General features: G+C 66.8%; 18 protein-coding genes and 2 pseudogenes. 8 read left to right on the top strand and 12 right to left on the bottom strand.

All coding sequences use genetic code 11. From position 1 onward, the window contains the following. Positions 1-105 precede the first annotated feature (105 nt). From ACFY00_RS32745 to ACFY00_RS32715, 7 genes and pseudogenes are all read right to left on the bottom strand, one after another. Positions 106-756: an SMI1/KNR4 family protein gene (locus ACFY00_RS32745; RefSeq protein WP_388036402.1), complete on the bottom strand. Its 651-nt coding sequence runs from the start codon at positions 754-756 to the stop codon at positions 106-108. A 435-nt stretch (positions 757-1,191) separates the two neighbouring features. Further along, a complete protein-coding gene (locus tag ACFY00_RS32740) occupies positions 1,192-1,848 on the bottom strand; it encodes a YdcF family protein (protein WP_388036399.1) in 657 nt (218 codons plus the stop codon). 348 nt (positions 1,849-2,196) lie between these two features. Then, the gene (locus ACFY00_RS32735) at positions 2,197-2,577 is read right to left on the bottom strand and encodes a hypothetical protein (protein WP_388036398.1); all 381 of its coding nucleotides are present in this window, start codon (positions 2,575-2,577) and stop codon (positions 2,197-2,199) included. A 389-nt stretch (positions 2,578-2,966) separates the two neighbouring features. Beyond that, positions 2,967-7,826 (bottom strand): DEAD/DEAH box helicase, encoded by a 4,860-nt coding sequence (locus ACFY00_RS32730; protein ID WP_388036395.1) that lies wholly within the window; start codon positions 7,824-7,826, stop codon positions 2,967-2,969. 176 nt (positions 7,827-8,002) lie between these two features. After that, positions 8,003-8,518, bottom strand: coding sequence for an NUDIX domain-containing protein (locus ACFY00_RS32725; protein ID WP_388036393.1), 516 nt, complete (start codon positions 8,516-8,518; stop codon positions 8,003-8,005). Continuing rightward, complete coding sequence (locus ACFY00_RS32720; RefSeq protein WP_388036390.1) at positions 8,515-8,892, bottom strand: hypothetical protein; 378 nt, start codon at positions 8,890-8,892, stop codon at positions 8,515-8,517. Before ACFY00_RS32720 ends, ACFY00_RS32725 begins: the two co-directional genes overlap by 4 nt. A 323-nt stretch (positions 8,893-9,215) precedes the next feature. After that, positions 9,216-9,299 (bottom strand): annotated as a pseudogene (locus ACFY00_RS32715) (hypothetical protein); the annotation flags it as partial. Positions 9,300-9,455: 156 nt separating this feature from the next. Here ACFY00_RS32715 and ACFY00_RS32710 point away from each other — a divergent pair. After that, positions 9,456-10,106 carry an HAD family hydrolase gene (locus ACFY00_RS32710; RefSeq protein ID WP_388036387.1) on the top strand — a complete coding sequence of 217 codons (651 nt, stop codon included), beginning with the start codon at positions 9,456-9,458 and terminating at the stop codon, positions 10,104-10,106. Next, on the top strand, positions 10,103-10,945 hold the full coding sequence (locus ACFY00_RS32705; RefSeq protein WP_388036384.1) for a DUF1932 domain-containing protein: 843 nt from the start codon (positions 10,103-10,105) through the stop codon (positions 10,943-10,945). Before ACFY00_RS32710 ends, ACFY00_RS32705 begins: the two co-directional genes overlap by 4 nt. Here the strand turns inward: ACFY00_RS32705 and ACFY00_RS32700 are convergent. Next, a complete protein-coding gene (locus ACFY00_RS32700; RefSeq protein WP_388036381.1) occupies positions 10,942-11,505 on the bottom strand; it encodes a guanylate kinase in 564 nt (187 codons plus the stop codon). The two genes, ACFY00_RS32705 and ACFY00_RS32700, sit on opposite strands and share 4 nt — an antisense overlap. Then, positions 11,502-12,467, bottom strand: a complete 966-nt coding sequence (locus ACFY00_RS32695; protein WP_388036379.1) for an AAA family ATPase — start codon at positions 12,465-12,467, stop codon at positions 11,502-11,504. The genes ACFY00_RS32700 and ACFY00_RS32695 overlap by 4 nt, the downstream gene beginning before the upstream one ends. A gap of 361 nt (positions 12,468-12,828) precedes the next feature. On the opposite strand from ACFY00_RS32695, the gene ACFY00_RS32690 reads away from it, so the two are divergent. The 4 genes from ACFY00_RS32690 to ACFY00_RS32675 are packed head-to-tail and all read left to right on the top strand — an operon-like array spanning position 12,829 to position 16,763. After that, complete coding sequence (locus ACFY00_RS32690; RefSeq protein WP_388036376.1) at positions 12,829-13,830, top strand: hypothetical protein; 1,002 nt, start codon at positions 12,829-12,831, stop codon at positions 13,828-13,830. Further along, positions 13,827-14,828 carry a hypothetical protein gene (locus ACFY00_RS32685; protein WP_388036373.1) on the top strand — a complete coding sequence of 334 codons (1,002 nt, stop codon included), beginning with the start codon at positions 13,827-13,829 and terminating at the stop codon, positions 14,826-14,828. The genes ACFY00_RS32690 and ACFY00_RS32685 overlap by 4 nt, the downstream gene beginning before the upstream one ends. Continuing rightward, complete coding sequence (locus tag ACFY00_RS32680; RefSeq protein WP_388036370.1) at positions 14,825-15,736, top strand: NAD-dependent epimerase/dehydratase family protein; 912 nt, start codon at positions 14,825-14,827, stop codon at positions 15,734-15,736. The genes ACFY00_RS32685 and ACFY00_RS32680 overlap by 4 nt, the downstream gene beginning before the upstream one ends. Then, the gene (locus tag ACFY00_RS32675; protein ID WP_388036367.1) at positions 15,720-16,763 is read left to right on the top strand and encodes an NAD(P)/FAD-dependent oxidoreductase; all 1,044 of its coding nucleotides are present in this window, start codon (positions 15,720-15,722) and stop codon (positions 16,761-16,763) included. The genes ACFY00_RS32680 and ACFY00_RS32675 overlap by 17 nt, the downstream gene beginning before the upstream one ends. A 12-nt stretch (positions 16,764-16,775) precedes the next feature. Here the strand turns inward: ACFY00_RS32675 and ACFY00_RS32670 are convergent, their stop codons facing one another. Next, the gene (locus ACFY00_RS32670) at positions 16,776-17,798 is read right to left on the bottom strand and encodes a tryptophan--tRNA ligase (protein ID WP_388036365.1); all 1,023 of its coding nucleotides are present in this window, start codon (positions 17,796-17,798) and stop codon (positions 16,776-16,778) included. Positions 17,799-17,830: 32 nt separating this feature from the next. Here ACFY00_RS32670 and ACFY00_RS32665 point away from each other — a divergent pair, with 32 nt between their 5' ends. Beyond that, positions 17,831-19,090, top strand: coding sequence for a hypothetical protein (locus tag ACFY00_RS32665; RefSeq protein WP_388036363.1), 1,260 nt, complete (start codon positions 17,831-17,833; stop codon positions 19,088-19,090). An 8-nt stretch (positions 19,091-19,098) separates the two neighbouring features. Here ACFY00_RS32665 and ACFY00_RS32660 read toward each other — a convergent pair. Further along, positions 19,099-19,605: pseudogene (locus ACFY00_RS32660) on the bottom strand (transposase); the annotation flags it as partial. Between the two features lie 691 nt (positions 19,606-20,296). Between ACFY00_RS32660 and ACFY00_RS32655 the strand changes: the two are divergent. Further along, entirely contained in the window at positions 20,297-21,079 is a 783-nt protein-coding gene (locus tag ACFY00_RS32655; RefSeq protein ID WP_388036360.1) for an HNH endonuclease, read from the top strand. 154 nt (positions 21,080-21,233) lie between these two features. Here the strand turns inward: ACFY00_RS32655 and ACFY00_RS32650 are convergent, their stop codons facing one another. Then, complete coding sequence (locus ACFY00_RS32650) at positions 21,234-21,668, bottom strand: SMI1/KNR4 family protein (protein ID WP_388036358.1); 435 nt, start codon at positions 21,666-21,668, stop codon at positions 21,234-21,236. Positions 21,669-22,066: the final 398 nt, after the last annotated feature.

The following is a 22,066-nucleotide window of genomic DNA, read 5'->3' as shown; positions in this document are numbered from 1 at the left end:
CACCGGCACTCCGCTCGTGCCGACCGACCCGTACAACGAGTACCAGACCTGCTCGACCTGACCTGCCCTGCCCGCCCCGTCCGGGGCGGGCGGGGCGAGCGGCGTTCAGCGGCCGTGGGCCTCGCGGGTGGCCTCCTCCAGCCAGTGCAGGTACCACTCGCCGAAGGTGGTGCGGTCGTTGCCGCCGCCGGGCGGCGTGAGCGGTTCGATGCCGCTGCCGCACGCCCGGAGGTCGTTCCAGAGGGTGCCGCGCTCCGGCCCGGTCACGACCAGCCAGGTGTAGTAGCCGCACCCCTGGTGGCCGAGGCAGAACGCCCCGGAGGTCATCCGCTCGTCGAGCACGTCCCACCCGTCGTCCCAGGCGCGGTGCGCCGCGCGGTGGGACGCCTCGTCGGGGAAGTCCGCCGCGACCGGCTCGGCGGCGTCGAACTCGGCCTCCCAACGGGCCCGTTGCTCCGCGGAGGGGAACGGCTCCGTCAGGAACGTGCCGTGGTTCCGGACCTTGCCGTCCAGCCAGTGCCAGCCCCGCTCGTCCCGGCACAGCGGGAAGACCCCGTAGTGCGGCCCCGCCCCGCCCGCGCCCACCTGCAGCAGGAAGCCGCGGTAGTCGGCGGGGAAGCGGACGCCGAACTCCTCCTCGACCTCCGCGACCTCGGCCTCGGTGAGCGGCGGCCGCAGCCGGTAGTCGTGCCCGAAGCCCTGGAAGCGGGCCCCGAACACCTCCCCCGCGAACGGCGCCTCCCCCAGGGCCGTCACCCGCTCCCGCACCCCCGCCCAGTCGGTCCCCCGCCCGCCCGGCCCACCCACGTCGTCCCCCACGATCGCCCCCCGGTTCGGCGCCCCGACGGTGCCGGGACTGACCGGTTGAGCACGCTATCAGGGGATCGCGGAGCGGTTTTGGCCGGTGTCCTGCTTGGTCTGATCCGATCATGATCGAGGGCCGTAAGCTGTTGCGACTCGGTCAGGGCTCTTTGGACCTGATCGCAGGTCCCCGTTCTTGCTCGGTGCGGGGACCGTCCTGGCAGGTGGGTGAAACCGTGAAGTCGCCCGCCCTGGCCACGATGGCGTGTTGGGCCGCAACCACCCACGACCGTCCGTCCGCCTTGCGCGGTCGGCCGCTGCCTCACCCGGGCGTGTAGCGCCCGTGGTCCCGTAGGGAAAGGATCGACGCAGAAGCTGAAGGCGGTGGCCTTACGTCGCTTCAGTGACGAGGCGGCTCGTGAACCCGTCCCGAATCAATCGCTCGTGGGCGGAGGCCGCGTCGTCAGGAACGGGCAAGCTGATCATGAAGCCCTCGCGCGGGTAGATCAGAAGACGCTGCAAGGTCCCGACCAACATGTCGATGACCAGGCGCACGTCTCCGATGGACGCCACGTACTCCTCGAACGAGAGCGGAGTGGATGCGCTGACGAACTCCACTTCGGGCCACAGCTTGCACGCCGTGGCGTATGCCCGCCTCTCCTCGTACGGCTTGCTGACCAGGAGGACGGACGAGACGCTGACGCCGGCGTCTTCGAGCAGCTCGCGCGAGAAGCGGATGTTCTCGCCGGTGTTGCGGGCGTTCGGTTCGACCAGGATCGCCGAGGCCGGTACCCCCAGCTCGACCGCCCGTTCGCGGTAGTGCACTGCTTCGCCGCGGGGCATCAGTTGCTGGGTCGTTCGGCTGGTGGCACCCGTGAAGACGATCAGCGGTGCCATCCCGCGCCGGTACAGTTCGGCGGTGGTGTCCGCCACTCCCAGGTCGTGGCTGCCGAGCCCGATGGCGACCGAGCACGGTCGAAGCTCGTGGTGCATCTGGTGGAAGTCCCACAGAAGCTGAGCATCGGCGAGCACCCGGCGTGAAGTCATGCCTCCAGCTTTCCATCCTTCGCGGCGGCCGGACGGCCAGCGCTCCGCCGCGGCGTTGCCGGACGCAGCGTACGTGCGAGCCGCGGAATGTCCGCACCGCGCCGAGCGGGTTCGAGCCGAGGTGCGGGTGACGAAGCCGACCGCTGGCCATCGACGGGGAAGCGAGCCGGTGCGAGGCCGAGAACCGCGTCGCTCGTGAGCAGGTGACCCGCTACGCCGCCGCCGTGGCTCTCCTGGCCGAACTCCGTGACGCTTGTGACCACGTCGGATGCGGCCTTCAGCTCTGGCAACGGTTGGCCGCGCTCCGCGAGAGACAGCGGGCCCCAGGTGGCGAGCCAGTTGCCGGTGTCAGCGGCCTTCGGTCCAGAACTGCTGGAGCCGCGCGATCCCCTGGGCCCTGTCCAGCTCGGCGACCTGGTCCTCGGTGAGTCCGACGCGGTTGATCAGCATGAAGACCAGATCCACGGGAAGTGCCTCGCCTGGTGCTACAGGCGCGCCTCGATCACCTCGTCGACGGCCTCGTCGAACGTGCCGTCGTCCGCGGCGACCACCTCGGCCTTGGACGGGCACAAGCAGCGTGAGCGCGTGGCGCAGCAGCCCCGCGTCGACCACCGCTGCGTACTCGGTGCTCCGGCGGACGGTCGCGACCCGGCCCTGCCCGGCTGCGTCCAGCAGATCCTTCAGGTGTGCGCGGGCTTCGGTGTAGCTCTCGTAGTGGACCGCTGCCACGGGGAGCCTCCTCGTCCGAGAACCAGGGTCGCGCCCGTACGTCGAGTACGTCACGTACTCGCCCTCTGGCGGGATGCCATGACCGTCTGCTGCGCCGTTGGCGGCGAACCACGCAGAAATGCCCCCGAAGCGGCTGCTTTGAGGGCATCGTGCCTGGTCGTACGTGGTGGCCAGGGCCGGGGTCGAACCGGCGACCTTCCGCTTTTCAGGCCAAGCCGAGGCGGTGCGATGCCCCGTTTTGGGTGATTCTGCCGTCCGTGGAAGGCTGCCGTCGGACGCCATTGTTCGGGTCGGTTGGCGTCAACCGGGGCGTGACCGGTCGGCGCTCTGGCAGGGCCCACAGCCCTGACAGAACGCCGACTAGAACGGGTGAGGGGTCAGCTCTCCCGCTACTCGACGATGTCGAGTGGCGGGAGGGCGTCGACGATCTTCATCGTCTCAAGGCTGACCGTGACGATGCGCTTGAGTAGGTTGACGATGTAGCGAGGGTCGTCGGACCAGTCGTTCGGGTCGTTGACGATCCCCGAGTCCTTGTCCGTCTTCAGCCAGTACCGGTCCATGAGCCACTCGATCGCTGAACGGGCGCCGAGCTGGTAACGGTATGCCTCCTCCGGGATATTGGTGAGGGTAACCCGGGGGTTGAAGATGATGGTGGTGCGGTCGAGCTGGCCGTTCAAACGGGGGAACTTCATCTTCTTGCCGACTCGGTACAGCTCGCTCGGTGAGGTTGTCGAGGTCGCGCCCGAGATCTTCTCGACGATGCCGGCGTACGGCTCGACGTGCTCATAGCCGAGGTGGAGGGTGAAGAGCGAACGTCCAGCCGCAGCAAAACCAAAGAAGTCCTGCGCCATGGGGATACGCGGCAGGGACTTCTTCAAATCGGCTGCATACTTCTGACGATAGGTCGGGGAGTGGAGCAGGGCGTATGTGTAGAAGAAGATGTCATCCCGAGAGATGTTGTCGTCGCCGTAGGCTTTGCGGTATGAGGACAGTGCCGCATCAGTAATGTTCTCTACTCGTTCAAAGCCTTCGGTGGCTTCATCTTCGGCAGCGGTGAACAGATCTTCACCTGTGGTGACCTCTCGGAAGGTGTAGCGTGGAAAGAAGTATCCGCCTTTGCCGAATACGTCAAGGCAGGGAATGCCGTCGGTTGCCAGCAGTGCGAATTCGGCGGTTGCGTGGAACCCGTTGATGTAGAAGCCGTAGTTCTCCTGCTGGGGGGTCGGGAACATCAGCGGCAGCTTCCCGGGCCTGTGGTTCAGGTCCGGGTCGAAGTAGACCATCTGTCGGTTAAATGGCCGGTAGGTGCTGGACGCGATCCGATCCGAAGAGAACGAGATCTTCTTCCTGCGCGCAACCTTGGGGATCAGGCTCGAGGACCAGCTGATTTTCTTTTCGTCGCGGTCGATGAACTTCTCTGCATCGGCGGCCTTCGGGTCGATGATTCCATGGGTGGTGCAGTGCTGGGAAAAGCCGTCCACCTGCTCGTTATAGAATTCGATTGTCGATTTTACGTTCTCGGCGACTCGCCGGGTGGAATAGTTGTACACCCAGGCATCGCGGTTTGTTCCGAGGCCGAGTGAGTGAGTCGAGAAAATTGCGGGAGCGGGATCCCCCTTGCCTGCGACGAGAGATTGATAGCCGGAGAAATCCTCGTTCCTCTGGTCGATCCAATCCCCGTCGGCGTTTGGAATGATGGACTGCCATTCGACCGTGTCGAGGCTCTGCCGCGCCAGAATCTGGAGCTTATCCTCGCGACTCAGATAGTCGCCAATGTCCCGGTAGTGGAGTCCACCGGGAGAAGTGACCTTGCTGCCCTTGATAAGAATCAGGATGGCGACAGTATTGCGGCTCCCGGACCCGAAGATCTTCCCGCCCTCTCGCCGTGCCTGCTCGCCGGCCGTCCGCTGATTTCCGCGGAGGTTGTAGCAGTAGATGGCATCGAATTCGTTGGCGAGAGCCTTGCGCAGACCGTCGTAAGTGTTGCCTTCGATGTACCCGCCATTGGAGACGTAGGCAACGATCCCCTCTTGGCTGATTCGGTCTGATGCCCAGCGAATTGCCCTGATGTACGAATCGTACAGAGTGCGGACAGAGATTGCCGTGGAATATTCGGCATACGTATCCTTAATTCGAGTATCGAGTGTCTCGTACTTGAGATTCTGGTTGTCGTCATTCTGATTGTCCTGTCCAACCGAATATGGCGGGTTGCCGACGACGACCATGATCGGCTGGGTCTTCTGCTTCTTCGCCCGTTCGCTGTTGCCCTCCAACACGTCCATGCCATCGAGCTTTGCGGCCCCGCCTTCGGCGAGCTGAAACGTGTCGGTCAGAACGATGCCTTCGAATGGCTGATAGTCGCTGCCGTTGGTAAGGTCATGGAACGCCGCCTCGATGTTGACGGCAGCGATGTAGTAAGCGAGCAGGACGATCTCGTTTGCGTGCAGCTCGCTGGTGTACTTCCGCAGCAGGTCTTCGGGTTTGATGAGCCCAGACTGCAGAAGTCGTACCGGGAAGGTGCCGGTCCCCACAAACGGGTCGATAATATGGACCCCTTCGCCCGTCAGTGAGCGACCGAAGTGCTTGACCAGTGCCTGCTCTGTGGAACGGATGATGAAGTCGACCACCTCGACCGGGGTGTAGACGATTCCAAGCGCGTCAGCAGTCTTCGGCAGGGCGGTCTTGAAGAACTTGTCGTAGAGCTCAACGATGACCTGCTGACGGCCGGCATGGTTGTCGATGCCCTCGGCGCGCACCCGCACCGAATCGTAGAAGCCTGCCAGGTCCTTGCTCTCCGCTTCCAACCCCTGGTCGCCGAGCTGGTCAAGCATCTTCTGCATGGCCTGCGAGACAGGGTTGTGCTCAGTGAACGCATAACTGCCGAACAGTGCGTCGAAAACGGGCTTGGTGACGATGTGCTGGGCAAGCATGTCGATCGCATCGGACTCGGTGACACCGGGGTTTATCGTCGCCCGCAGTTCGTCGAGGAACTCCTCGAACGCGGCCCGCTTGTCGTTGAGCTTCAGCGCGGCCTTGATCCGAGTGACGTGCGCCTGCGCGATCGACGCGACGTCCTTTGCCCACTTCTCCCAGTACGTGCGCTCGCCGACCTTCTCGACGATGCGGGCGTAGATGGCTTGACGCCAGTCTTCGACCTTGAGCAGGGCCTCCTGGATGTACTGAGCCGCCTGGGCTTCCTGCTGCTGCGCGTTCTGGGCGTCCGCGGGGGTGGTGGATCCGTCTTGGTCGCCGATCTGCTCGTCGCCCGGGCCGACGTGGCCGATGCCGATGTTCTGCGGCGCCTCCTGGTTGAGCCTGATCTGGTTCACTGTCGCGTTGAACCGGTCATCGTGGGCGCGCAGAGCCTGGAGTACCTGCCACACGGTGCGGAAGCGCTGGTTGTCCGCCAGAGCCTTCTCCGGGGACGTGCCGGCAGGGACGGCGACCGGCAGGATGATGTAGCCGTACTTCTTGCCGTTGGCCCGGCGCATGACGCGGCCAACCGACTGCACGACATCGACCACCGAGTTGCGCGGGTGCAGGAAGAGCACTGCATCGAGGTCGGGGACGTCGACTCCCTCGGAGAGGCACCGCGCGTTGGACAGGATCCGGGCGTTGGCTGGCCCTGGGTCCTGCTTGAGCCAATCCAGCTTCTGGTTGCGCCGCAAGGTGTTGAAGGTGCCGTCGACGTGGTCCACCTCGCAGTGGAGCACCTCGTCGTCCGCGTCGTCGTAGGCTTCGACGATCGCGTTGAAGTTCTCGGCGATGAGCTTCGAGTCGGCGACGGAGCGAGCGAACGCGACGGCGCGCTTCATGGGAGCTTCGTCGGTGCCGAAGCCAGTGCCGTCGGTGAAGGTGCCAGTGCGCTTGGCCATGGCGTTCCAGCAGCCGATGATCTTCGCGGCATCGTCCAGGTCCAGCTCGGGGGCGCCACCCGCGAAGCCTTCCTGCAAGGTCTTGGCGACGACACCCTCGTCGACCGTGAGGATCAGGACCTTGTAGTCCGTGAGCAGGTTCTGCTCCACGGCCTTGCCGAAGCCGAGGCGGTGGAACTCCGGACCGTAGAGGTCCTCACGGTCCATGGAGACGACAGCAGCACTTGACTCCTTCGCCTGCTGCTGGGTCTCCTCGCTGTAGATGCGAGGTGTCGCTGTCATGTAGAGGCGGCGGTCGCTGCCCAGATATGTGTCGTCGTGGACGCGTACGAACGCCGACTCATCCGCACCAGCGAGGGTGACTCCCGTCGTGCGGTGAGCTTCGTCGCAGAGGATCAGGTCGAACTTACCGAGACCGTTCTTCTGCGCTTCTGCGATCGTGTCAATCGACTGGTAGGTCGAGAACACGACGGTCAGCCCCGGACCCTTCGCCACGCTGGCCATCTGCTTGATCAGCTTGCCTGGGTCGGTCGTGGCCGGCAGCGCCAGGTCGTGGGTGGCCATGTCCACGTTGTCGTTGACGATCTGCTGCTTGCCGACCTTCGTGTCGGAGCAGACCGCGAAGGGACGCAGCGTGACCTCGCTCTCCGAGGACCACTCACGGAGGGTCTGCGACAGCAAGGCGATCGACGGAACCAGGAACAGTACCGTGGTGTGCTCGTGACCTGCTGCCGCCCGCTCGTGCTGCAGGCGCTCGGCGATCTTCAGGCTGGTGAAGGTCTTCCCGGTGCCGCAGGCCATGATCAGCCTGCCGCGGTCGCTGCCAGTGAAGCCGGCGAACACGGCGTCGATTGCTTCCCGCTGATGCGGTCGCGGCGACTTCTTGTCGTGCAGCTTCAGATCCGCAATGAAGGTCGGCCCGGAAGATGGGAAGAACCAGTCGATCGGGCTCGCTGCGATGTCGGACAGGCCGAGGCGAGTGACCGGAGGTTGCTGCCCCCTCATGATTTCTTCGGCGTTGGGGCCCCACTTCTCAGTCGTCGAGATGATCATCCGGCGGCTGAAGTCACCCTTGCCCGAGGCCGAGAGGAACGAATCGATGTCCGGCTTCTGGACAGTGTACTTGGGTTCGTAGAACTTGCACTGGATCGCACAGAAGCCGCCGGTCTCCCGGTCTTGTGCGACGAGGTCGATGCCGAGGTCCTTCTTGTTCGACGCGGCTCCGGGCCAGTCAACCCACCGCCAGACCTGGCTGAACTGCTCTTTCCACTGGGGATCGGTGCGTAGGAACTTGACCATGAGCTGCTCGAAGCGACTACCGAGTTCATAGTTGTCCTTCGAGGTCTCGCGGATCGTCTTCAGGACCTCGTGCACCGTAGTCGCCACTGCTCTCCGCTTCCTGCCGCTGCCTAGGAGACGACTGCCTGGGCTGTCGGCCCAGTCGTCCGTTTACGAGAGAGGTTAGCCTGAGCGACCAATGCGATCTTGGGAAAAGGCCAAGGCGGACTTGCGAGGCAGACTCGGTGCTGAGCCTGGACAATGAAGGGAAGCTAGCGATCCTGCTTCTCTGGCACTACTTGCACCAGATGCGGCCTACGGGCGGGTCGCTCCGTGTTCCAGGTAGACCGTCTCGGACTGCTTCCTGGCGGCGCAGGCGGCGTGGACGCGCCGGGCGAGGCGCGGGATGAGGAACTCGTCGAACTGGTCACTGGGGTGGAAGGCGTACTCCCCGATCTCCACCTGGTCGACGGCGATGTGGTCGAGTTCGTGGCCCGGGAGGACGCCCCGTCGAAGACGAAGAGAAGCTTGTCGCCTTCGGTGGGGTGCGGCGCCCAGTCGGCGACCAGGAGACGGCCGATCGGCAGGGTGATGCCGAGTTCCTCCTTGACCTCCCGGGCGGCGCCTTCGCTCGGGGTCTCTCCGGCGCGCAGGTACCCGCCGGGGATCTCCCAACCGGGCTTGTAGGTCGGCTTCACGAGGAGGATGCGGTCGTCCTCGTCGAAGAAGAGGACGCCGGCGGCGGTGCGGGGTTGGGCCACGACCTCTTCGGGCTGGGAGTCGCTCATGGCAACGACTGTAGTCGTCCGTCGCGATCACGCGACGATGCTGAGCCGTTGGGCGACGACGGCGAGCAAGTGGCTCGGCCTGCCTCGTTGTTGGCGGACCCAGGCGGTGACGAGGTGTCGCGGGATGAAGTGGTAGCGGACTTGCTCGGGGCGAGTTTTTTGGCGTCCAGGACAAGGGCGAGCGCCTCGTCCATGCGGTTCTGCGCGCTGTAGGCGCGGGCGATTTCGAGCGTGTGCCGGACGCGGCGTTCGAGCGGGAGGGTCGAGGAGTCCACGCGGGGGCCCTGGCCGGCGGCGATCTGGATGTCGCCGAGTTCCATCGCGGTCGAGATCCGGTGGATGGCCACGTTGGTGGGGCCGAAGGCGGTCCACATGTGGTTGGCGTCGTGGCCGAGGCGCTGTGCGGCCCTGTTCGCTTCGGCGAGGATGTCGAGGACGAGTCTGGTCGCTCGGGAGTACCTGGCGTCCTGGTAGGCGGACCAGGCGGAGCCGACTTCGGCGCGCAGGATGTTGAGGTCGGGCGGCTGCGCGGTGTCGGCGATGGCCAGGAGCGGTTGTAGTCCATGAGCGCTTCGCGGGGCTTCGTGACCGCCCTGCCCTGGGAGTCGGCGGCCCCGTCGAGGAGCGACGGTTCGGCCAGCAGATCGCCGAGTTGGACGACGAGTGCGCTCGTGAGTGACTTGATGACCGTGAGCTGGTCGAGTTCGATCCGGCCGTTCTCGACCTTGCTCAGCCAGTCGGCGGTCCGCCCGACCAGGCCAGCCAGGACCTCCTGCGGCATGCCACGTCGGCGGCGGTACCAGCTGACGCACTCGCCGCATCGGAAAATCGGGAAACGTTCGTGCCAAAAGCCGCCCCAGTTCCCGGCGCTACTCCAGGAAGGGCATCGTTGCTCCAGACCCGAACAACCGTCCTTGCCCACAGTAGAGTTGCCGCCGTGCAGCGACTGGCCTTCTTCGATCTGGACGACACCCTCGTCGATCGCACGCAGGGGTTCCGGGCGTGCGTCCGCAGCTTCTGCTCCGATCTCGGCTTCGCCGAGGACGTCGAGGAGTGGCTGCTGGACGCGATGTACGAGCGTGCCTATCGCAGCGACTTCGACCGCCTGCGCAGTGAGTTCGCCCTCTCCGCTCCGACCGAGGAGTTGTGGCAGCGCTACTGCAGCGGCATGGCAGCCGCCGTGATCTGCCCACCCGCGGTTCTGTCCGGCCTGGAGGAGCTGCGCGCGGCCGGTTGGCGGTTGGCGGTGGTGACCAACGGTGCCGGCGACATACAGCGGGCCAAGCTCGCGAGGACCGGGATCGATCGGAGGGTGGACGCCGTGTGCGTCTCGGAGGAGGTCGGCATCCGCAAGCCGGAGATCGGCATCTTCACCGAGGCGGCCCGCCTCCTGGGAGCCGACGGGCTCTCCGGCGGGTGGATGATCGGCGACAATCCCGAGAAGGACGTGGCCGGTGGGCGGGCTGCCGGTCTGAGGACGATCTGGGTGTCCGGTGGTAACGGCAACGCTGTCGAAGCGGATCACGTCGTCTCGGACGCCGGCGAAGCCATCGAGCTGTTGCTCGGGATGAACGGGGTTCACGCATGAACAGCGGTCGGCCGGTGGTCGGAATGCTGCACCCGGGCAGCATGGGTGCAGCGGTCGCGGCGCAGATCCGCCAGGCCGGGACGACTGTCCTCTGGTGCTCGGCGGGTCGGAGCGAGGCCACCCGGAGTCGCGCGGTCGAGGCTGGCCTCACCGAGGTTCCGAGCCTCGACGAGTTGGTTCCGCGGTGCGAGGTCCTGCTCTCCGTCTGCCCACCTGCCGCTGCCGAGCAGCTTGCCGCCGAGGTCGCGGAGCACGGCTACGGAGGGGTCTACGTCGAAGCGAACGCCGTGACCCCGGAACGGGTCAAGCGGATCGCGTCGGCGCTGCCCGACGCGACGGTCGTGGACGGCTCGGTGGTGGGTTCGCCTCCGCGTGGCGGCAAGCAGCCTCGCCTGTTCCTGTCCGGTCCCGAGCAGGCGGTCGACCAGGTGGTGCGGCTCTTCGCCGGTACCGACGTACGCGCCCGTGTCCTCGGAGCCGAGCTCGGACAGGCCAGCGCGCTCAAGCTCTCGTACACGAGCTATCAGAAGGCGTCCCGGGTGCTCGCGGCGCTGTCGTACGCGCTGGCGGCTGACCACGGTGTCGAGGACGAGCTGCTGGAGATCGCCGCCGGTCGCTCGGGAAGCTACCTGGTGGAGACCGGCTACATTCCCAAGACAGCTGGCCGGGCCTGGCGTTGGGCGCCCGAGCTGGTGGAGGCCGCCGAACTGCTGGAGGAGTGCGGGCTGCCGGGTGAGCCGATGCGCGGCGCGGCCGAGGCACTTCTCCGTTGGGAGGGTGCGCGGGACGCGGAACTCAGCCTGGTGGACGCACTGGACCATCTCCACGAACGCCGTTAAAAGACCGGCTCATCGGCTGGCTTCAGCGCCTCGATGATGACGTGCGCGGACTCCTCGATCGACTGCCGGTCAGTCCGCAGACGGAGGCCCCACCCCACGGAGGGGTGGGCCAGGACGTCGGCTTCGGTGGCGTCCCAGGCGGCGAGGCGGGCCGGGGTGTCGGTGTCGCCGCGCAGGACGGACCGCTGCTCGGTCACGTGCCGTGGGCACGAGAGCTGCACGGTGAGCCAGGATGCCGGGTAGCCCGTCGTGAGGGCGCCGATGCCGGCGATCTGGCCGAGGTGGATGATCGGGGTTCGGCCGGCGGCGAAGACTGCGTCGAGGCCCGGTCGGTCGATCAGGTAGGTGTTGTTGTAGCGGTCGTTGCGGTAGATGACGCCGCCGCTGGCTTCTAGCTGGTGGAGTTGCTCGGGGGTGCCCACCCGGTAGCCCTGGCTGCGGCCGTCACCGATCTTGAGCCGGGCGAACTGGGCCAGCCCTGGGTCCTGCTCGATGAGGGCCGCGGTGATGGTGTCCTTGCCGCTGGCCGGCGGTCCGTACAGGATGATCCCGGTCTTCATGCGCGTGCCACTCCCAGGGCGTATCGGGCTTGGTCGGCGACCGCGATGGCCGATCCGTAGCGGTTGTCGACGACGAGGTGCGGGACGACCGGGCGGAGGGCGAGGTCGATCCCGTCGACGTAGTCCGTCCAGTTGCTGAGCTTCCAGGCGTCGCGGGCGGCGGAACGGAAGGCGATGTACTCGCGCATCGAGTCCGCGTCGCACTCCAGCCAGATCGGCGTGACCTCCACCTGGTGCGCCGCACAGCGGTTGGTCAGGCGCCGCATCCACACCGGATCGGTCATCTCGCTGATGAACGGGGCGGTGGCCACGGTGGAGATGCCGCACTCGACGTTGGCGAGGATCGACTCCATGAGGCACTGGTACTCCAGCGGCCGGACCTCGGTCCGGTAGGTCTCGGATTGCCGGTCGTTGGGGTCGCACCCGAGCTCGGTCAGCAGGCGCTCCACCAGCGGCCGGGTGAGCGGGTCCTTGTCGAGGAGCGGCCAACCGGTCAACTGGGATATGAACTTGGCGAATTCGGACTTACCACTTCCAGCGAATCCACCGATCAGCAGGAGTGAGGGCTGGTTCGTATCGCCACCGGTGTGTCGGCTGCGCCAGGCGTCGAGGATTCGCTGTTGGGCACCCTGGATGCCGCCCTTCGCCGAAGTGGGCACCAAGTGCTTGAGCGCCCGGGTGACAGCCTGGACGTGCTCGCTCTCCAACTGCTCTTTGGAGTAGGAGACTTGATGACCGACTTGCTCGGCCGGGAGTGCCTTGCGGAAGCCGAGTTCGGGCTCGGTCGCCCGGTAGAGCAGGCAGTACGCGCGCCGGTAGTGCGGCCCGGGAAAGACTTCACCCTGTTCGTGCTGCCACAGCGTCTGGAAGTTGGCGGCGGGTGCGGAGAGTCCTGCGCGGCGCGCGGTCTCACGGAGGCGTTCCCCGGCCGCCTCCAGGGTGAGCCCGTGGGCTTCTCGCATCTCCCGCAGCTTCTCGGGCCGCCAGCCCGATCGGTCCCTGCTCAAGTCCCCCACCAGCTCACGGTTCGTCAGCATGATTCCGAGCCTAGGTCCGAGGTCGGCGATCCCATGTGTAAGCGGATGTTGAAGTCACGTTGAGCGGGACGGCGAACGGCCTCGACAACTCGGAGTGATACAGCGATCACGCTATGTCCGGTGTGATGTCCGTGGCAACAGTGCCCACCGGTACGAACGAACTGGAGGCCGCACTATGTTCCACCCCGCATCACGCTCAGATGTACAGGCAACTCCCTTCATTCCGCGTCAGGTTCGCAGGACGACCACGCCTCCCGGAGTCTCCGACGGCTCCTGCTCGGCGGACATGCAGCAATTCGTCGAGGCCCTTCGCGGTGAAGGGGACGAGGCCGACGAGAGCTGGCGCGATTGGGCCCGCCGACTGCTCGACGGCGACGGCCTCACCCCGGTCCTGCTCGCCCGACTCTGGGACGAGGTCGTCGCGTTCGACGACAGGCTCGCCGAGTTCCTGGCCGATCCGGTGCTCGTGCCGGACGGCACGGTGACCGTCTCGGGCAGCGGGAAGGAGACCTTCAAGACGTTCAACGTCTCCACGGCCGCCGCCCTGCTGGCCGCCGCCAGCCGTGTGCACGTCGTCAAGGGCACCTCGTCGTCGGTCTCGGCCGTCTCGGGCGCGTCCGACGTCCTGACCGCACTCGGCGTGCCCTCGCTGACCGATCCCGCCCGCATCTCCGAGTTCACCGCCACGTACGGCATCGCCTTCGTCGACTACGCGTCCTTCTGTCCGCGTTACGCGGCCCGCTACGACGGCCGGTTCGACTTCCTCAGCCCGATGAGCTTCTTCATGCCGGCCGCGACCCTGGTCGTGTCGGCCGACGCGTTCCTCCACGGGCTGGCCCACGACGACGTGCGGACCGCCGCGTTGGGCATCCACTCCGTGCGCCCGGACATCGCCCGCGGCCGGGTCGTGACGACCTGGATCGGGCCCGGGCAACGGATCGACGAACTCGCCTCGTTCGGGACGAGCACCAGCGCGGTACTGCAACACGGAGCCGTCCGACTCGTCAGTCAGCACAGCGACGGTGCCACCGGTCCGTGGCGGCGGGCCGTGAGGCACCGCACCGACCACGCCACCAACGCGGCCGCTCTGGTCGAGTCCCTCCGCCCGAACGGTGACCCGGCTATCACGGACCTGGTCGAGCGCAACGCCGCCGCGATCCTCGCCACCGCGCGCCCGGGAGTTGCTGACGACGAGGCCCTCCAGCTGGTCCGGGAGGCCCGCCTGGACGGCCGCGCCGAGCGGCTCCTTCCCCGTCTCCGCACCGCCGCCTCGAAGGGCCTCCGATGACTCCGCAACCGCTGCCCGTCAACGAGAACTGGGTCGGCAGGACGCTCGGCCCCCTCACCCGCCGGTTCACCCACCACGACCGGCTGCAGGACGTCCTCCCCCTCGACTCCGACCGTCCGCTGGCCGTCGTGACCGGCTTCGGACCGACCAACGCCCCGACCGCCGGCACCCTGTCGGTGATGCTCGGAGTGATCGAGCTGCAGCGCCACCTGCGGGTGCCGATGACCGTGGTCGTCTCCGAGCTGGGCGCGTGGAACTCCCGCAACGTGCCGTGGCACCAGCTCACCGCCGTCCGCGACCAGATGTTCAGCTTCATGCGGGCGATCGGCCTGGACTCGCAGGCCGAGTTCGCGCCGGTCCGGATGCGCTCGCACACCGACACCGCCAACCTCGTGCGGTGCGGGCGCATCGCCCGGTTCCTCAGCCGCCAGGACTTCCTCGACCACCACGAGGACCTGGTCGAGCTCTACCAGGACCACGGTCTGCTCGGGAGCGAGGTCGGTCTCACCGTGGACGCGCTCTACACCGTCGCGGACATCCTCGGCCCCGCCGAGGAAGGCGCCGCCCGCGTGTTGATGCTCTCGGGCCTGGAGGAGAGCTACTTCACCGAACTGTCCCGACTCGTCCTCGACCGGCAACGGGAGGCCGGCGAGCTGAGCCTCGGCTGGCAGGTCGAGCTCGGGGCGCTCTACTTCCGCGTCCTGGAGGGCCTGGGCGACTACCCCAAGATGTCCAAGAGCATCCCCGCCTCGGGCATCCACCTCGGCATGGCGGACGAGGAGATCGCCTCCCGCGTCCTCGCCGACGACGAGGCCAGCCAGCGTCCCCTGCTCTCGGCGATCGAACTCAGCAGCGGCTGGACCATGGTGGAGATCGACCAGGCACGGGCGGCATTCCGGCGCAGGCGACAGGAGGCCGTCGGGTGGGAGCGGGCCAAGCACCGGTTCGCCGAGACGTTCTCCACCTTCGCCAGGATCTGGCGGGAGTGCGGCCGGTGACCGCAGGTCGGACGTTCGTCGTGCTGGGAGGTACCGGCCGTCTCGGTCGGCACCTCCTGCCGATGCTCCGCACGCAGGGGCACCGAGTCATCGGCGTTTCCCGAAGCCCTGCCGACGACCCGCCGCCGGACGGCTGGATCTGCGCGGACCTGACTACGGCCGCCCAGTGGGCATCGGTGCAGGACCGGCTGCTGGACCTGCCGGGCGGTGCGGGGGAGGTCGTCCTCGTCGATCTCGTCCTCGACCGGACGAGCGTCGTCTCGATGCGACGGTCGATCTCTGCCGCCACCACCTTCACGGTACGAACCCGTCGGCTGCTGGCTGCCGAGGGACATGCGGTCCGGGTCCTGGCCGCAGGTACGACGGCCGCGCTGGCACCGCCGGTTTTCCAGACGCCCTACGGCAGGGCCAAGCGCCAACAGGCTCTCCACTACGCCCGGTTGGAATGCGTCGACCTCGTTCTGCTGCCCCAGCTCGTCGACACCGCCAAGCCCGACCGGTCCGGGGACCGTCCCGGCGCGGTCGTCGGCAACAGCTGCACCTACGAGGCTGCCGCGGCAGCTCTGCAAGCCATCGGCCACCACCCGGCGCGACGCTCACTGTGGGTCGTTCGAGGAAGTGATCCGCAACCGTACGTCCACCGCGGGATCACCGGCTTGCCCGGCGCACTGGGCTCACTCGTCCTCTCCCGCACGGTGGGCCGGAACAGCCCCACCGCGCACCGGCGTGCCAGCCGCGAACGGCTCGCGCTCCTGCCTCCCCGTATCCGCGCCGGGGTGGACCACCACGGTGCGCCCGAGCGGCTCGTCCGCGCCTTCGAGAGGTACCTGGACATGCCCCGAGCCCGGACCGTCATCGCGGGTGATCAGCCCGCCCGATCGAAGGAAGACGATGAGCAGTACCCCTGACACCGTCGTTCTCGGCACCGGCTTCGCCGGACTCACCGCCGCCACCCGGCTGGCCGAGGAAGGGCACCACGTCCGCTGCCACGGCGACGGCGCCGTCGGCGCGTCCCTGCAGAACTTCGGCCAACTCCACTCGGGAGCCGTCTACGCCCCCGTGCTCCCCGAGGTTGCGGCCGCCTGCTGGCAGCACCGCTCCCGCTGGTCCGGTCTGATCGGCGAGGACGTCCGACTCGCGCCGGGTTTGGCCCTCTTCGGCTCGCTCGGCGAAGTCGAGCGCTATGCGCAGGCGTGGTCCGACCTCGGGATCCCCGCACGACCACTGTCCGCTGCAGAACTGGACGGCTACGGAGCTCGGCCGTCCGTTGCCCCTGCCGCCGCCTTCGCCCTGCCCGACCTCTCGGTGGACGTGGCCGCCGTGCACTCCAGGACCATCGCGCACGCGGCGACCCGCGGGGTCGGCTTCGCCCGTCCGGCGTCGTGCGCGCCGGTCCTCTCCGGGACCGAAGTGGTCCTGTGGAGCGCGGATGCCGGGTACTACCGGCCCGACACCCTCGTACTGGCGGCCGGCCACCGCACGGCTCATCTGCTCGACCTGCTCGGCATCCAGCACCCGTTGGCGATCATCAACCTGCCGTACGGCGTCCTGGAGGAACCGGTCCCCCGACTCCCGCTCACCTACTGGCTCGACGGCGACCTGCTCGCCGTAAGCCCCCAGCGCAACGAACTCCGTGTCGCACTTCCCGGACGTCCCGGCGGTCCTGCCGACGACGCCGTAGAGCACTACCGGATCGCGGCGGCCCTGTCGGCGCGGTGGCCGGGTCTGCCCGCAGAGCGGGTCCGTCTGCAATGGGGCCAGGTCGCGGAGCCGGTAGGCACCCGACCCGACCCGGCGGCGGTCGTGGTCGATCTCCGTCATCCGCCTGCCGGCTGGGGACAGGTCGCGAACCTGATCGTCTGCCTGCCGGGCAAGTGGACCACCGCCTGGCACGCAGCCGACCAGGTCGCCCGGGCCGCGGCTTCCAGAAGCTGACAGACCGGGGGATCAGCCGCCGATCCCGATCGCCTTCCGCACCTGCTCCAGCACCGGCTGGGCCCGCCTGCGCGCCTTGGCCGCGCCGATCGCCAGCAGCTCCTCCAACTCGCTGCCCGGCTGCATCAGCGCGTCGTACCGCTCGCGCAGCGGGCCCAGCTGCTCGTTCAGGACGACGTACAGCTTGTCCTTCAGCTCGCCCCAGCCCATTCCGCCGGCCTCCAGCCGCGCGCGGACCTCGGTCGTCGTCGCCGGATCGGCGAAGTGGGAGAGCAGCTGGAACACCGCAGAGGAGTCGGGATCCTTGGGCGCCTCAACTGGCGTGCTGTCCGTCGGAATCCGGCGCACGGTCTTCCGCAGCTCCGCCTCCGGCGCGAACAGCGGGATCGTGTTGCCGTACGACTTGCTCATCTTCCGGCCGTCGGTACCGGGCAGGGTGCGGCCGCTGTCCTCGGTCGGCACGACGGCCTTCGGGATCTTCAGCCGGAAGGCGTCTCCGTAGACGGCGTTGAACGCGCCGGCGATGTCCGCCGCGTACTCCACGTGCTGCAACTGGTCCTTGCCGACCGGGACGAGGTCCGCCTCCATGATCAGGATGTCCACGGCCATCAGCACGGGGTAGTTGAACAGCCCCATGTTGACCCCGGCGTCCAGATCCTCGACCCCGGCCTCACGGTTGCGGTCCCGCGCCGCCTTGTACGCGTGGGCGCGGTTCATCAGTCCCTTGGCGCTGAAGCACGAGAGCACCCAGTGGAGTTCGAAGATCTCCGGGACGTCGGACTGGCGGTAGAAGATCGTGCGCTCGGGGTCCAGCCCCGCCGCGAGCCAGGTGGCTGCCACCGAACGGGTCCACCGGCCGAGCAACTCCGGATCGCGTACCGACGTCAGCGCGTGGTAGTCGGCGATGAAGTAGATCGACTCGGCCCCGCCGGCCAGCTCCAGGGCCGGCTTGATGGCCCCGATGTAGTTGCCGAGGTGCGGTTCTCCGGTCGGCTTGATGCCCGTGAGCGACACCTTCGGTTCAGCAGTCACCATGCAGGGAGCCTACCGGCGCGAGCACCACGGGGATGGCGATTCGCGACAGCGCCGACCTGTGGTTCGTCCACCAAGATGCCCGGGCGCACCTGCGCCGTAGAGTCATGCGGCTGTTCGATGATGAAGGAGATCGGATGAGTTGGACGACTGTCCGGGCAACCACGGGAAGCTGGGCGACAGGGAGGGCGGTGACGCGGCGCCGCAGCCAGGAACTGGTCTCGGTGATGAGGATGGCGCGGACCTTGGTCCCGTTGGTGGGCTCCTCGGCCTCCGACCGGGATGCTTTCTCCCCGGTCCGAACCGCGATCGAGAAACGTGTCGCGGTCGGGCACCGTCTCTACTACCAGTGGCTGTCGCCCTGGCTCGTCCCGATCGCCCTGCCGCCGTTGCTCGTCGTGATGGGAGGCAACGCGCGCGCCTCAGCCTTGATCGTCGCCTTGGTCTGGACGTTCGGAGCAGCGCTGTGGCTGCCCAGCGTCCGGTACCGGGTTCTCACGGCCCGGATCGCCGTCGCCTTGGCCACCGGCCTGACCACCTTCACCTGGGTCATGGTGTTCAGAGCGCCGAAGCAGTGGGTGTCGCCGTGGCTGTTTCCGCAGATCGGCCACGCAGCGCTCTTGATCGTCGTAGCCGTCGAACTCCCCCTACTGATATGGCGACTGATGGTTCATCGGCGCAAGGTCAGTCAGGAGTGCCATTCGTACGACGCCTTGGTCGTCCGGATCGTTTGGGTCGCCCACCGGATCCACAGCGAGCGCAGCACGTGGCGCTCGTCGGCTGCTTGCCGCCGATGGGCCGAGGCCGTGGAGACACTTGCGGTCGACGCCGCTCGCTGTCTCGCCCTCACCGATCGGACCGATGCCGCGGACGGGCAGCTTCGCAAGGAGTTGCGTGTTGAGGCCGACCGCATCGCCGAAGGAATCCGACTGTTGAAGGCCGACCTGGTGAGGGCGAGGTCCGAAGCAGAGGTGACAGCCGTGGTCGAGTCCCTGGTGCGAGGCATGCTGCTGGTCGCACGCGGTGACCGGGCTGCGCTGCTGGCGACGGCTCCTCCACCTGCCGCCGCTCCCGGCCTCGTGTCTCGTGTACGGGCCAGGGTCGTCCCGGCAGCCCTGTGGTTCGCCGCGGCCTGGCTGGTCCCCCTGATTCCTCCCGTCGCGCGCCACCCCGCCTTGGCGCAGACCGCGATGTGGTCCCTCATCGTCTCCGGCGCGACGGCTCTGGCAACTGCCAACCCCGAAGTACGCTCGCGGATTCAGGAGGTCGTGGCGAAGGCGCTCCCACCGACTTAGCTTGATCTTTAACCTCGTGCGGCGAGGTGGGCCTGGAGCGTGGGTTCGCGCTTGACGGTCTTGCCGACGTCGTGGCGAGGTGCTGGCTGGCGGTTCTTCGAACCGGGGGGCCGTCCGGGACCGGGTCGAGAAGGTTTCGGCACGCGGGCTGGGGTGAGGGCCTTCGCGCGGATGTTGCGGAACCCGCGGCGGACCCGGGAGGGGGTCAACTTCGCTGCGGGCAGTGGTCGTTCCCAGGGGCGGCCGAGGTCTGCGGCCAGCGGGCGGGCCAGGCGGAGCTGGGTGTGGGCGACGATGACCAGCCAGGTCCACAGGTCGGCGGTATCCGGCGCGCGGAAGTGCGGCGTGGTCCAACCGAGGGTGCCCTTGAGCAGGCGGAAGGTGTGTTCAAGGTCGAATCTGCGTAGGAATGTGCGCCAGATCCGGTCCAGGTGGACGGTGTCGATGCCGGTGGCGGAGGACCACAGCCACAGCGGCTTCGCTTCGCGTTTCCTGGGAAGGTGGTCGACCTTGAGGCCCCGGTCCAGCGCGGCGTACATCGCCCCGTGTCCGCGCCGGTGCTCTCCCGCCAGCGACGGGTCCACCAGCGTCTTGACCGGGCCGTCCGTGCACAGCAGGGCGTCGGTGAGCTCGAAGAGCACATCCGCCCGCTTGTACAGGCTTTCGTAGAACTCGACCCGAAAGCGGGACAAGATGCCCAACGCGCCACCTGTGGGCGCGTCGACGGGAAGACTCATGAGCAGCGGCCGTTCTCTGGTTCTTCGTGACTCGACATCTCGAAGCGTGGAGAACGGCCACCTCTGCTGTCCCGGGAAGAATCGCAGATCAGCAGGTCGAGTGACCTGCGAGGTTAAACAACAAGCTGAGACATACGGCCCCAGCGGTCATCTCGTCGTTGAGCTTCTCCCACTCGTTGTCCCAGGCGTGGTACGCCGCGAGATAGGACTGCTCGAGTCGCAGCAGCTTACGGCCCCCCGATCATGCTCGACCCCAGACCGGACAGGACACCGGCCAAAACCGCTCCGCCGCCCGCGCTGACCCCGAAGCATCCGCACCGAGGCATGAATCTCGATAGTCTGAACACCGGGTTGATCTCGGTGGAGGGGAACCGTGTCAGGGAATAGCCAATGGATTGAGCACGAGTACTTTCGTACGTACAGGATTGCGACGCGAGTCGAGGCTATTTGCCTGAATCCGGTCAATTACTTGCGGGAGCTGGAGGCGCTGTTTCTTGAGGATGGCATTCTTGCTTTCGCCCCCAGTTGGCAGAAGGATACGGCCCTTCATCGGATCATCAGGTATGTTGCTGACGATTTTTTCGCGGAAGACACCAGCGGGCCGGTGTGTGTCCCATGGGGGCCTGATCCTGTGCATCCCCAGTGGATTCTTCCTGTCGATTTGGCCCTTCATTTGTATGGCCTGGTCGAGGAGCCGGAATTCTTCATCCCGGAGGAACGTGAACTCATCCGGGGGGAGGATGGGATCCTTCGGCAGCGCACGCCCACGTGGGTGGAAGACGCATGCTATGAGCACCATCAAGACATGATGCTGACTCAGGTATATGAAGACCTCCTCATGAGGATTGCTGAAGAGGTCTTCTTCGTTATGTTCCTCAACCGTCGAGCCCTAGAGGGACTCAACAGGCATCTTGCCGGTCGCCTGCAAGATGTAGATCCGGGGTACCTGGCGGAGGAAGATGAGGAAGTGGCTCGACTGTTCTCTGGTGCCGGCGAACTTAAGCGGGTGCGTCCTCCAGTGTGGGCCAAGAGGGCAGTATTCTATCGCGAGCGAGGGCGCTGCGCATCGTGTCGAACGGATCTGTCAGGTCTTATTGACACGTTTCCGGACGCGAACTATGACCACATGGCCCCCCTGGCGAAAGGCGGACTCAACGACCTGACAAATTTGCAGCTACTATGCGGCAGGTGCAACCTCAAAAAGTCGGATAAGTCGATGGTTTCAAGTAATCGCTATCGACGTTGGTACTGACCGGCGCGATCTCCTGGCGGGCTGACTGGCGTGCCACAGGCGTGCCAGATCGGGCGGTACGTGGCGGTCAGTCGCGGACGTCGGCGGCGTGGCGGACCGGGAACCGGCGGAGTAGGAGTACCACGGGTCAGGCAGGGTGCGGCACGCCAAGCCGTCAGAGAAGTGGTCCTTGACGAGCTCGCGAGCGTCGAGTTCCTCCGCCCAGCGAGCCCGCTCCTCCGTGGAAGGGAACGGCTTCCCTAAGGAGCGTGTTGTCGCTTCGGACCTTGCCGTCCAACCAGTGCCAGCCTTGCTCGTCGCGCCGCAGAGGGAAGGCCCCGTAGAAAGAGCCGGCTCCGCCCGCGCCCACTTCGAGGAGGAAGGTGCGGTAGTCCGGCGGAAGGGAAACGCCGAGTTCTTTCTCGGCTTCCGCAAGATCGGTCTCGCTGAGGGGCGGCTCCACTGGGAAGTCATGCCCGAAACCCTGCCAACGAGCCCCGAAGACCTCACCCGCGAACGGGGCGTCCCGCAGGGCCAGAACCTGCTCACGAACTCCCGACCAGTCCACTCCTGAGTCGGCGATCTCCGCCCCTCGTGCGTTGCCCGTCATGATCGAGTCTCCCCATGATCCCCGTTTCGGGACTGATCTTTCGAACGCCCGTGCAGGCTGCCAGCGAACCGTCAGCGGCGAGGAAGACCACGAAGTGCCATGAGCCGTCCGGACTGTCGATGGACCCCACCAGCTGGACAGGCTGAGCACCGTGCTCCCTCAGGGCCGCCACGGTCTCGGGCAGCCCGATAGTCTCGATGTTCGCGGCCCTGGTGTGTTCGAGCCGGACAGCGTAAGTACCGGCCAGCACCTCCGCGGGGACCACTCCGTCCCCGATCCTGCAGGCACCGCCTGTAAGTACTGCCTCCCGTGCCGTCCTGCAGACCTGAGTCTGCTCCGCAAGGATGCGGAGCATGGCCTCGGACGTCGGGTCGGTGTCCGGTGGATCAAGAACCAGG

The sequence above is a fragment of the Kitasatospora sp. NPDC001540 genome, from assembly GCF_042894345.1.
GTDB classification, from domain to species: Bacteria; Actinomycetota; Actinomycetes; order Streptomycetales; family Streptomycetaceae; genus Kitasatospora; species Kitasatospora phosalacinea_C.
The sequence above is the reverse complement of the archived record's forward strand: the minus strand, read 5'-3'. Positions and strand labels throughout refer to the sequence as shown.